Origin of the sequence: Aeromonas sp. s13 (assembly GCF_040907905.1) — a bacterium.
Lineage (GTDB): Bacteria > Pseudomonadota > Gammaproteobacteria > Enterobacterales > Aeromonadaceae > Aeromonas > Aeromonas veronii.
On record NZ_JBFOCS010000058.1, the window covers coordinates 1 to 8,320 of the forward strand.

The 8,320-nt window shown below is 57.9% G+C and carries 7 protein-coding genes, 1 tRNA gene and 1 rRNA gene; 3 read left to right on the forward strand and 6 right to left on the reverse strand.

Annotation, left to right across the window (positions count from 1 at the left end; translation table 11 throughout):
* Positions 1 to 108: 108 nt before the first annotated feature.
* The 3 genes from erpA to clcA all read right to left on the reverse strand — a co-directional run bounded on the left by erpA (position 109) and on the right by clcA (position 2,722).
* A complete protein-coding gene (erpA, locus tag AB5Y82_RS10570; RefSeq protein WP_005340225.1) occupies positions 109 to 459 on the reverse strand; it encodes an iron-sulfur cluster insertion protein ErpA in 351 nt (116 codons plus the stop codon).
* Positions 460 to 546: 87 nt separating this feature from the next.
* Positions 547 to 1,242 carry a DUF6776 family protein gene (locus AB5Y82_RS10575; protein ID WP_005343032.1) on the reverse strand — a complete coding sequence of 232 codons (696 nt, stop codon included), beginning with the start codon at positions 1,240 to 1,242 and terminating at the stop codon, positions 547 to 549.
* Between the two features lie 91 nt (positions 1,243 to 1,333).
* Positions 1,334 to 2,722, reverse strand: coding sequence for a H(+)/Cl(-) exchange transporter ClcA (gene clcA / locus AB5Y82_RS10580; protein WP_111901727.1), 1,389 nt, complete (start codon positions 2,720 to 2,722; stop codon positions 1,334 to 1,336).
* 244 nt (positions 2,723 to 2,966) lie between these two features.
* Between clcA and hemL the strand changes: the two genes are divergently transcribed.
* Positions 2,967 to 4,253, forward strand: coding sequence for a glutamate-1-semialdehyde 2,1-aminomutase (gene hemL / locus AB5Y82_RS10585; protein WP_029302267.1), 1,287 nt, complete (start codon positions 2,967 to 2,969; stop codon positions 4,251 to 4,253).
* A gap of 217 nt (positions 4,254 to 4,470) precedes the next feature.
* On the forward strand, positions 4,471 to 5,286 hold the full coding sequence (locus AB5Y82_RS10590; RefSeq protein WP_111901726.1) for a hypothetical protein: 816 nt from the start codon (positions 4,471 to 4,473) through the stop codon (positions 5,284 to 5,286).
* Here the strand turns inward: AB5Y82_RS10590 and AB5Y82_RS10595 are convergent.
* Both AB5Y82_RS10595 and AB5Y82_RS10600 read right to left on the reverse strand, forming a co-directional pair.
* Positions 5,201 to 6,103: a sulfite exporter TauE/SafE family protein gene (locus AB5Y82_RS10595; protein WP_111901725.1), complete on the reverse strand. Its 903-nt coding sequence runs from the start codon at positions 6,101 to 6,103 to the stop codon at positions 5,201 to 5,203. The genes AB5Y82_RS10590 and AB5Y82_RS10595 overlap by 86 nt on opposite strands.
* A 296-nt stretch (positions 6,104 to 6,399) precedes the next feature.
* A complete protein-coding gene (locus AB5Y82_RS10600; protein ID WP_111901724.1) occupies positions 6,400 to 7,149 on the reverse strand; it encodes a DsbA family protein in 750 nt (249 codons plus the stop codon).
* Positions 7,150 to 7,346: 197 nt separating this feature from the next.
* Between AB5Y82_RS10600 and AB5Y82_RS10605 the strand changes: the two genes are divergently transcribed.
* Positions 7,347 to 7,434: transfer RNA gene (locus AB5Y82_RS10605), tRNA-Ser, on the forward strand.
* Between the two features lie 617 nt (positions 7,435 to 8,051).
* Here AB5Y82_RS10605 and rrf read toward each other — a convergent pair.
* A 5S ribosomal RNA gene (rrf, locus tag AB5Y82_RS10610) occupies positions 8,052 to 8,166 on the reverse strand.
* Between the last annotated feature and the right edge of the window lie 154 nt (positions 8,167 to 8,320).

Sequence of the window (8,320 nt, forward strand, 5' to 3'; positions counted from 1 at the left end):
AGGCGCCTTTGTTGTTTCAGGGGGGATGCTGTTTTACCGTCATCCCAGAGCCCACAAACAAAAACAGCCCTCGTTGCCGAGAGCCGTTTCATCAGACCGATACGCCGATCAGATGGAGAAGCTGGAGCCACAGCCACAGGTCGTGGTGGCGTTGGGGTTGGTCACGGTAAAGCGTGAACCTTCCAGACCCTCGGTGTAATCCACACTGCCGCCTACCAGATATTGCAGGCTCATGGGATCGATCACCATGGTGACGCCATTCTTCTCGACTACGGTGTCCCCGTCGTTGATCTTCTCATCAAAGGTAAAGCCATACTGGAAACCGGAGCAGCCCCCACCCGTGATGTATACCCGCAGCTTCAGCTCGGGATTCTCTTCCTCGGTGATCAGGTTCTTCACCTTGTTGGCCGCCGCATCCGTCATCTGGATGGGCAGCGGGGCTTCTGCTACTGCACTCATTACTGACCTCACAACCATTAGATCCACAAACATGGAAACCGCGAAATTATCCAATACCCGACCATTCAGTTCAAGTATTCACCACGTTTAACCGGCCGCGGGAACCGGAGCAGGCGGTGCAGCGACCAGCGGCTTGATCACCTCACCCCACTCAACCAGCAGCTCTTGCGCCGGTTGCCTGCCGTCCTTGTTGATGGTGACACGGATCCGATCCGGCACAAAGCCTTCCGGCAACTGCCAATTCCCTTCCAGCAGCTGGAAATAACGCAGGGCATAACGCCACTCGCTCACCTTCATTCCGAGATCGCGACCGGTCAGCGTCTTCGGCTTGTCAGCCAGGCTCCCCTCGACCCGGATCTGCACCTGACCACGGAACAGCTCCCGCTTTTTGGCGGGCTGGGTCAGGGCGAGACGATAGTGGTAGCGACCGGGAATGCTGGTCTCCTGCAGAGTCAGGTTGTCGATCACTACCCCCACCTGTTCGCCGGTGGGGCGCATGATCCGCTCGAAAAAGGCCAGCTGGCGCTTGAGCTCCTGCACCTGCGCCTCCTGACTCTTCAAGGTGGTCTGCAACTGCTCGAAGGCCGCTTTCTGGGTCGCCAGCTGGGTATCTTTCACCCCCAATTCGGTCTTGAGCTGGCCGATGGCCTTGCCCTGACGATCCAGCGTCTCCTGCTGTACCACCAACAGACTGCTCTGGGCCAGCTCCTGACGGTTACCGACAAAGTAACCAATGAGCCCGCCAACGGCTAACACGACCAATAACTTCAATAGATTGGACATAGCCCCTCATCCCGTTATCACGCCATTTACGGCAGCGCCTCTCCCTTCACTATACCGCCCTGACCGGGGCCAAAGACGATAAAGGGAAAAATTAACTGGCCGTGGCGCTGCCATCACCCCGCTTTTGACGCGCGGCGAGCCGTAAAGTTCGCTCCAGGATCTGGGAATAGATCGGTCGGCCACCCAGCCACTGGGCAACCAGAGTCGCCCCAACCGTGGTAATCATCATCGGCAGGATCAGCTGATAGTTGTCGGTCATCTCGGTGACCAGCACGATACCCGTGATGGGGGCGCGCACGGTGGCAGCAAAGAGAGCCCCCATTCCGGCGATGGCAAAGGCGCCGGGCTCGATGCCAAGCTCCGGAAACGCCGCATGAAACAGATGGCCGAACACCACGCCAAACAGGGTGCCCAACGCCAGGGTCGGCGCAAACACCCCGCCAGGGGCACCGGAGCAGAAGCAGATGAGGGTCGCAACCAGCCGCACCGAGAAGATGAGGAACAGGGTCGCCATCGCATACTCATCCCCCATCAGATGGGGAATAAGCTCGGTGCCGCCCCCCGTCACCGCGGGAGCAAACAGCGACAGCACGCCAAACGTTCCGGCGACCAGCATGCCGATGGCCACAAAACGGTGGCGCTTGTTCTGATGCAACGCCAGATAACCATCCTGACAGGCCAGCACCAGCTTGTTGAAGACAAAACCGAGCACCCCGAAGGTGGCTCCCATAAAAAGGAACAGCCAGAGCGCCTTGAGGGCGGGCGCATCGTAGTGGGGCAAGGTGATCACCGCCCCCTGCCCTTTCATGTTCTGCAACATCAAGGTCGCCATGATGGCGGAGATCCCCACCGCCTTGATGGCCAGAAAGGAGTAGCGGAATTGCGGTCGCATCTCCTCCATCACGAACAGGATGCCTGCCAGTGGCGCATTGAAGGCTGCCGCCAGACCGCCCGCCGCACCGGCTGCCAACAGGGCGTGGCCATGCTCCTTTGGCAACCGGAAGATATCCGCCACCATCTTGCCGAGGTTGCCGCCGATCTGTACCGAAGGCCCCTCCCGCCCCAGCACCATACCGGAGCTCAGGGTACAGATGCCGCCGAAGAACTTGACCGGCAACACTCGCCACCACCGTACCGGGCGCAGATCGTCCATCGCCCCCTCGATCTCGGGAATGCCGGAGCCCCCCGCTTCCGGGGCAAAGGTATGAGTGAGGAAGTAGCCGACAAATCCCAACAAGGCGCTGAAGCCAAAGCCAAGCAGACCGAGCTGCCACCAGGGACGGTCTGCCAGCAAATCGACACGTTGTTCTGCCAGCCAGTGGACACCCGATTCGAACAGGCCGCACACCAGTCCGGCCAGGGTGCCGACCAGCGCCGCCAGCAGCAGCACCAGCAAGGGCATCTTGTCTTGCCGGATAATGCGGGAAAGCGGCCCCCGCGAAGAGGCATCTGCTTCAGAGGAGAGAGCTTGTTGCGCCATCTTGTTACACCAACTTGGAAAAACCATATCGTCAGCTAGCTGAGATCAGGATCACCCGGCGCGTTGCTCGGCTGCCCAGGGCTGGGGCTTTCTGCTATAGTCGGCCCGTTAAATTTTTGTCACGGGAGCAGACCGAGAGTCCGGGTGGCGAGAGCGCAAAGCATACTCCTGATGCTCCGGCCTGCCGAGTCTCAATCGGCTGCAATCCCTTGTGTGACGACCAAAATCCCATTAAGGATGATCCATGTCAAAATCAGATCAGCTGTTTGAACAGGCCCGCCAGACCATTCCGGGTGGCGTCAACTCACCGGTCCGCGCCTTCAATGGGGTCGGCGGCACGCCCCGCTTCATCGATCATGCCGATGGCGCCTACCTCTATGATGTGGATGGTCAGGCCTACGTGGATTACATCGGCTCATGGGGCCCCATGCTGCTGGGTCACAACCACCCCGCCATCAAAGCCGCCGTCATCAAGGCCGTTGAGAAGGGACTGAGCTACGGTGCGCCGACCGAGATCGAAGTGCTGATGGCCGAGAAAGTCCGCCAGATCGTCCCCTCCATGGAGCAAGTTCGGATGGTCAACTCCGGCACCGAAGCCACCATGAGCGCCATCCGTCTGGCCCGCGGCTACACCGGCCGCGACAAGATCGTCAAATTCGAGGGCTGCTACCACGGCCACGCCGACTCTCTGCTGGTCAAGGCCGGTTCCGGCGCCCTAACCCTGGGTCAACCCAACAGCCCGGGCGTTCCAGCCGATTTCGCCAAACACACCCTGACCTGCGTCTTCAACGATCTGGATTCGGTGCGTGAAGCCTTCACCCAGTACGGCAGCGAGATCGCCTGTATCATCGTCGAGCCGGTCGCAGGCAACATGAACTGCATCCCGCCGGTCCCCGGCTTCCTGGAAGGGCTGCGCGCCATCTGTGACGAGTTCGGAGCCCTGCTGATCCTGGACGAAGTGATGACAGGCTTCCGCGTCTCCTTGCGCGGTGCCCAGGGTCACTACAACATCGACCCGGATCTCACCACTCTTGGCAAGATCATCGGTGCCGGCATGCCGGTGGGCGCCTTCGGCGGCAAGAAGAAGGTGATGCAACACATCGCACCGACCGGCCCTGTCTATCAGGCGGGAACTCTCTCCGGTAACCCGGTAGCCATGGCTGCCGGTCTGACCATGCTGGATCTGCTGCTGGAGCCGGGTCTCTATGAGCAGCTGAGCGCCAAGACGGCTCGTGTTGCCGAGGGACTGAAGGCGGCCGCAGCCAAACACGGTATCCCGCTCGCCATCAACTATGTGGGCGGCATGTTCGGCTTCTTCTTCACCGACGAGCCCGAAATCACCCGCTACGAGCAGGTTACTCGCTGCGATATGGAACGCTTCAAGCGCTTCTACCATCTCATGCTGGAAGAGGGTGTCTATCTGGCGCCGAGCGCCTACGAGGCGGGCTTCCTGTCACTGGCTCACGGTGACAAGGAGATCGAACATACCCTTGCTGCCGCCGAACGCAGCTTCGCCAAGCTGGCTGGCTAAATCGCCGCTGGTTGTCGCAAAGGGCCCGTCATGGGCCCTTTTCTTTTGCAGTGCCTTCATCACCAGACAGGGCATCGATACGCCCAGTTCTGGTGCATTCCCTCTTCGTCACTCACCAATTTGTCATCCTCTGGTGCAACTTGCCCTGCCATCCCTGTCATAAAGCAGGCCCACTATTTGCACATTCACCACAAGAGCCCACGTCACCGAGGTCCATATGGCAGAGATGAGCCCTATCGATGTGCTGCGGCGCTATCAGGAGTATCAGGAGGAGTTGACCCCGCTACTGCAGGGGCTGCTCAGCGCCCCCCTTGTCTCGCTCAAGGGGTATCCCTTTGTCGTCAGCATTGACCACTATCAGGGGCCGATGTGCATCCAGCCTGCGGCACCGGCGGCCCATAACCGGCTGCACCTTATCGTGCAGGGGCAAGGACGGGAGATCACCGTCTGTCTGAATCAGCTGATTGGCTGGTTGATGGGAGACAGGGAGCGCCGCCGCGCCATGCCCTGGTTCAAAGCGGTCTATGTGGTGCTCAGCATGGCGCTGTTTTTGATCGTCGCCACCCTGATCTGGCACGGGCTGGAGCAGCTCTACCAGCTATTGTGCGGCGAGCAGCAGAACCAGCTCGGCGCCTTTAGCGCCATCATTTTCCTGACGCTGGCACTGGCGGTGTTCGATCTGGGCAAGACCATTCTGGAAGAGGAGGTACTACTGCATAAGGATATCTTCCGCCACAGCGCCATTCGCCGCACCATCACCCGCTTTATCGCCGCCATTCTGATCGCGGTCTCCATCGAGGGGCTGTTGCTGCTGTTCAAAGGCTCGCTCGGCCAGAGCGAGCTGCTCTGGCCAGCGGTCGGAGTGATGGGGTGTGCGGTGGGTTTGCTGCTGGCGCTTGGCCTCTATGTTTTTCTGGGGGCCAAGGCCGAAGCGGCACTGGTACAGGCTAGCCTGCGCTCTCCACCGTCAGTTGCACAGGGGAGCGACGCACCGCCCGCCAGGAGGCGTACATGGTCCAGGAGGTATAGATGACGATAAAGGCAACCAGCCACTTCAGCATCTCCATATCCATGGATTTGACCAGCATGGCTGCCAGCACCACACCGATGGGACCGAAGATGGCTACCGCCAGCACCGCCTTGGCATCGAATGCCCCTCTGCGGATAAAGGTGCCTGCGGAGAAAACGCTAAGCACGGCGGTGGAGCCCATCATGATCGGAAACGCCGCCAGCGGATTCATCCCCAGCAGATAAACCAGCGTCATGCAGGGAGCAAACAGGCCGATACCGACATTCATCAGCACTCCGAAGATGAAATTGCCGAGCAGGGCGATCGCCAGCTTGTAGCCGCTGAGCCCCATCGCATCGCCGCCTACAGGGAAAAGCCCCAGCAGACCGGCAAAGATAAGCCCTGCAACGACCAGTAAGGAGATAGCCATCACCAACCGGATGGTCTGCCGATCAAACGAGGCCACATGACGAGCGCCCCAGGCCGCGCCCGCTGCGGCGGCCATCATCATGCTGATCAGCGTCAGCGGCTCCACCGCGACTGCGCCGACGAAGATCAGCGACTGAGTCACGGTCGGCAGCACGCACTGCCCATTGAGGGTCCCCGGCAGCACCCGGTCATCGATCAGCTTGAACTGCTTGTAGCAGGCGGTCTTTACCGCAAAGCTGCCCACCCCCAGGGTATCGAGGAAGTTGGCAACCCCACCGATCAACGCCACCGGCCAGAAGGGGGTCGCTTCAAAGGATCCACTCTGCTTCTTCCGCCAGCAGGCTTGCACCAGCATAAAGACGAATACGAGGCCTCCGGCTATAAAAACCAGCCGTAAAATATCAACTAACATAGGGGTTTCTCCTGCAACGGGCGGCGATTCTAAGGCAAGCAGCAGAAAAAATCTTGACCGGAATTAAGCAATGCTCACGACACGCCTCTGCAAGGCGAAATATTTATCAATAGACTCCGAACGACTCTGCTAATACTTGTTACTGAGGCCAACAGGCCGGGTCCTGAGCACGTTGTTATGGTCCTTTCGCGACGACCACTTGTGCCAAAGGACATAATAAAAAAGAGGGCCGGTAGTGATACCGACCCTCTTTCTGTATCTGGCCGGGGCGCTGGGCACTCGACCATGACAACCGCTTATTGAATACTCTTGCCGGCACGCACGTCCTTGATAAACCCCTTCAGGCTGGCCAGATCACGGGGAGCACCGCGCAGGATCTGATCACCGATGATGAAGGCCGGGGTACCGGAGATACCGAGCGCTTCAGCCAGCGCACGGTTGGTACCGAGGTTCTGGTCAATGCTGCCATCCTTGATCTTGGCTTCCACCTTGCTCCAGTCAACACCAGCCGCCACAGCCAACTGCTTGACCTGTGTTTCATCAGCGAGCGGGCCCTGATGGGTATAGAGCTTCTCGTGGAACGCCTGGTACTTGTCAGGCTGACCCAGCTGGACCGCCAGCGCAGCACGGGCGGCGAAGTAGGAGGACTCGCTCAGAATGGGGAACTGCTTGTAGATGTACCGGATATCTTTGTCTTCCGACATCAGCTGCTTGACCAGCGGATGGGCCCGTTTGCAGTAACCGCAGTTGTAATCGAAAAACTCCACAATGGTCAGCGACGCCTTCGGATTCCCCATCTCGGGATCCTGATTGGCATAAAGCTGCTTGGAGTGAGCCTTGATCAGCGCCTTGTCACTCTCGGCCTGCTGGCTCTCCTGCTTGGCACGCAGGGCATTGGACATCTCGACCAGGATCTCGGGATTCTTGACCAGATAGTCGCGAACGATTTGCTCGACATCGCTTTTGGTCAGCTCGCTTGCATGTACCGGCGTCGCCAGCAGGGTCACGCCAGCCAGCGCGCAAAACAGGGCATTTTTAATCGTCATAACGTTATCTTGCAGAGGATATGATAGAGGCCACTATAGTGGTTGAGTCTGTTTTCAAGTCAAGTTATCTGGCTAAAAAAGCGCTTGATACGCTCTGATTGCCACTTTTTCATGTCATTTCGCGCAATTAACCAGCAATCGAACCAAGCGGGGATTTACAAGCCGGATCAGCATGGTAATATTCGCCGCACTGCTGCGGAGGGGTGGCAGAGCGGCTGAATGCACCGGTCTTGAAAACCGGCGATGGGCGACCATCCGTGGGTTCAAATCCCACCTCCTCCGCCATTTATACCGAGCCCATGCAACCACGTTGCGTGGGCTTTTTATTTGCCTGCGATTTGCCACTCCTCATAGAGCTCAACACATTAGCCTTCTTCAGCCCCCCCCATTAATTTTCCCACCTGCAGGCTCAAAAGCCACCACAAGATCCCCTATCAACATCGAACCTCTGCGTTCCTGCGGGTATCCCTTCCCAATTCCTTATTACCCCAAACAACAACGACCAACGCAGCGACCACAGCTTCAACATGTTGGCACCGCCAATAACCCCTCTTCGGAATAACGTCAGGGCCGGTTAACACAGTCTTAGAAAAGCAGGGACTATGGAGCCGCGGCTTAAAAAGAGGGAGCAGCTAACTCTGGAAGCAGAGATCCCAAGCAAGAGATCATGACGTATAGGCGATCATGGGATTCACGGGTTATGGCGATGCTGCCATACAGAGCAATGGCTTTACATGAAGAAAGAGTAAAAGCGTAACATCAGGCTATTCGTTGAACAGAAAGACAACAGCGAGTAACAATAAAAACAGAAGAAAGGAATAAGTCAGGTCAAATATCAGACAATTCAATAAATTGCAGCCAATAAAAAACCCCGCTCGATGAGCGGGGTTATTAAATTGGGTGCCTGGCAGTCTCCTACTCTCGCATGGCGAATGCCACACTACCATCGGCGCTACCGCGTTTCACTTCTGAGTTCGGCATGGGATCAGGTGGTTCCACGGCGCTATGGCCGCCAGGCAAAAATCTTCAATCTTGGAAAGCTGACGTGAATAACGATGTTGCTCGTGGCTTATCGTTATCACTGAATTAGTAGTTCGCTTAGGTTTGCTACAAGCCTTAGAACACTTCTTGGGTGTTGTATGGTTAAGCCTCACGGGTAATTAGTATGGGT

Bases quoted from the DNA above. Each gene is read 5' to 3' on its own strand.
- erpA (WP_005340225.1), bottom strand. From the start codon at position 459: ATGAGTGCAGTAGCAGAAGCCCCGCTGCCCATCCAGATGACGGATGCG.
- AB5Y82_RS10575 (WP_005343032.1), bottom strand. From the start codon at position 1,242: ATGTCCAATCTATTGAAGTTATTGGTCGTGTTAGCCGTTGGCGGGCTC.
- clcA (WP_111901727.1), bottom strand. From the start codon at position 2,722: ATGGCGCAACAAGCTCTCTCCTCTGAAGCAGATGCCTCTTCGCGGGGG.
- hemL (WP_029302267.1), top strand. From the start codon at position 2,967: ATGTCAAAATCAGATCAGCTGTTTGAACAGGCCCGCCAGACCATTCCG.
- AB5Y82_RS10590 (WP_111901726.1), top strand. From the start codon at position 4,471: ATGGCAGAGATGAGCCCTATCGATGTGCTGCGGCGCTATCAGGAGTAT.
- AB5Y82_RS10595 (WP_111901725.1), bottom strand. From the start codon at position 6,103: ATGTTAGTTGATATTTTACGGCTGGTTTTTATAGCCGGAGGCCTCGTA.
- AB5Y82_RS10600 (WP_111901724.1), bottom strand. From the start codon at position 7,149: ATGACGATTAAAAATGCCCTGTTTTGCGCGCTGGCTGGCGTGACCCTG.